Below are 2,109 nucleotides of genomic sequence, written 5' to 3' on the forward strand. Positions count from 1 at the left end.
CCTGTGTTTTTAGTAAACAGTCGCTTCTCGCTGGTCTCTGCGGCCACCCCCAGCTCAAGGAGCAAGTCCTCTCACCGGTGATGGCCCCCCTTCTCCCGAAGTTACGGGGGCATTTTGCCGAGTTCCTTAACCATAGTTCACCCGAACGCCTCGGTATTCTCTACCTGACCACCTGAGTCGGTTTAGGGTACGGGCCGCCATGAAACTCGCTAGAGGCTTTTCTCGACAGCATAGGATCATCCACTTCACCACAATCGGCTCGGCATCAGGTCTCACCCTCGTATGAGAGACGGATTTGCCTGTCTCTCGGGCTACACCCTTACCCCGGGAACTACCACCGCCCGGGTTGGACTACCTTCCTGCGTCACCCCATCGCTTACCTACTACCATCTTGGGTCGGCGGCTCCACCACTCCCCTTTGCCCGAAGGCTCCAGGGCGGCTTTACGGCCTTAGCATTAATGGGCTCAGTATTGGGCGTTTCAAAGCGGGTACCGGAATATCAACCGGTTGTCCATCGACTACGCCTGTCGGCCTCGCCTTAGGTCCCGACTTACCCTGGGCAGATCAGCTTGACCCAGGAACCCTTAGTCAATCGGCGCACACGTTTCTCACGTGTGTATCGCTACTCATGCCTGCATTCTCACTCGTGAACCGTCCACAACTCGCTTCCGCGGCTGCTTCACCCGGCACACGACGCTCCCCTACCCATCACAGTCCCCGTTGGGGGTATGTACTGCAATGACACGACTTCGGCGGTACGCTTGAGCCCCGCTACATTGTCGGCGCGGAATCACTTGACCAGTGAGCTATTACGCACTCTTTCAAGGGTGGCTGCTTCTAAGCCAACCTCCTGGTTGTCTCTGCGACTCCACATCCTTTCCCACTTAGCGTACGCTTAGGGGCCTTAGTCGATGCTCTGGGCTGTTTCCCTCTCGACCATGGAGCTTATCCCCCACAGTCTCACTGCCGCGCTCTCACTTACCGGCATTCGGAGTTTGGCTAAGGTCAGTAACCCGGTAGGGCCCATCGCCTATCCAGTGCTCTACCTCCGGCAAGAAACACACGACGCTGCACCTAAATGCATTTCGGGGAGAACCAGCTATCACGGAGTTTGATTGGCCTTTCACCCCTAACCACAGGTCATCCCCCAGGTTTTCAACCCTGGTGGGTTCGGTCCTCCACGAAGTCTTACCTCCGCTTCAACCTGCCCATGGCTAGATCACTCCGCTTCGGGTCTAGAGCGTGCAACTCAAACGCCCTGTTCGGACTCGCTTTCGCTACGGCTTCCCCACACGGGTTAACCTCGCTACACACCGCTAACTCGCAGGCTCATTCTTCAAAAGGCACGCAGTCACGACTGCATGTGCAAGCACATACAGCGACGCTCCCACGGCTTGTAGGCACACGGTTTCAGGTACTATTTCACTCCGCTCCCGCGGTACTTTTCACCATTCCCTCACGGTACTATCCGCTATCGGTCACCAGGGAATATTTAGGCTTAGCGGGTGGTCCCGCCAGATTCACACGGGATTTCTCGGGCCCCGTGCTACTTGGGAAATCTGCAAGAGAGCCGCTGATGTTTCGTCTACGGGGGTCTTACCCTCTACGCCGGACCTTTCGCATGTCCTTCGACTACATCAACGGTTTCTGACTCTCCGACCGGCCGGCAGACCGATCAAGCACACTCCCACAACCCCGCATGCGCAACCCCTGCCGGGTATCACACGCATACGGTTTGGCCTCATCCGGTTTCGCTCGCCACTACTCCCGGAATCACGGTTGTTTTCTCTTCCTGAGGGTACTGAGATGTTTCACTTCCCCTCGTTCCCTCCACACTGCCTATGTGTTCAGCAGCGGGTGACAGCCCATGACGACTGCCGGGTTTCCCCATTCGGACACCCCCGGATCAAAGCTCGGTTGACAGCTCCCCGGGGCCTATCGCGGCCTCCCACGTCCTTCATCGGTTCCTGGTGCCAAGGCATCCACCGTGCGCCCTTAAAAACTTGGCCACAGATGCTCGCGTCCACTGTGCAGTTCTCAAGCAACGACCAGCCACCCATCACCCCGCTCCACAGAGCGAGTTCACTGGGGCCGGCATCGCGAAGGGC

The 2,109-nt window shown here is 57.8% G+C and carries 1 rRNA gene (running past one end of the window); it reads right to left on the bottom strand.

The features are described from left to right. Positions 1-2,010: ribosomal RNA gene (locus tag NLX86_RS01940) — 23S ribosomal RNA — on the bottom strand; it reaches 1,294 nt to the left of the window's first position. Between the last annotated feature and the right edge of the window lie 99 nt (positions 2,011-2,109).

The sequence above is a fragment of the Streptomyces sp. A3M-1-3 genome (assembly GCF_024213665.1).
Taxonomy (GTDB): domain Bacteria; phylum Actinomycetota; class Actinomycetes; order Streptomycetales; family Streptomycetaceae; genus Streptomyces.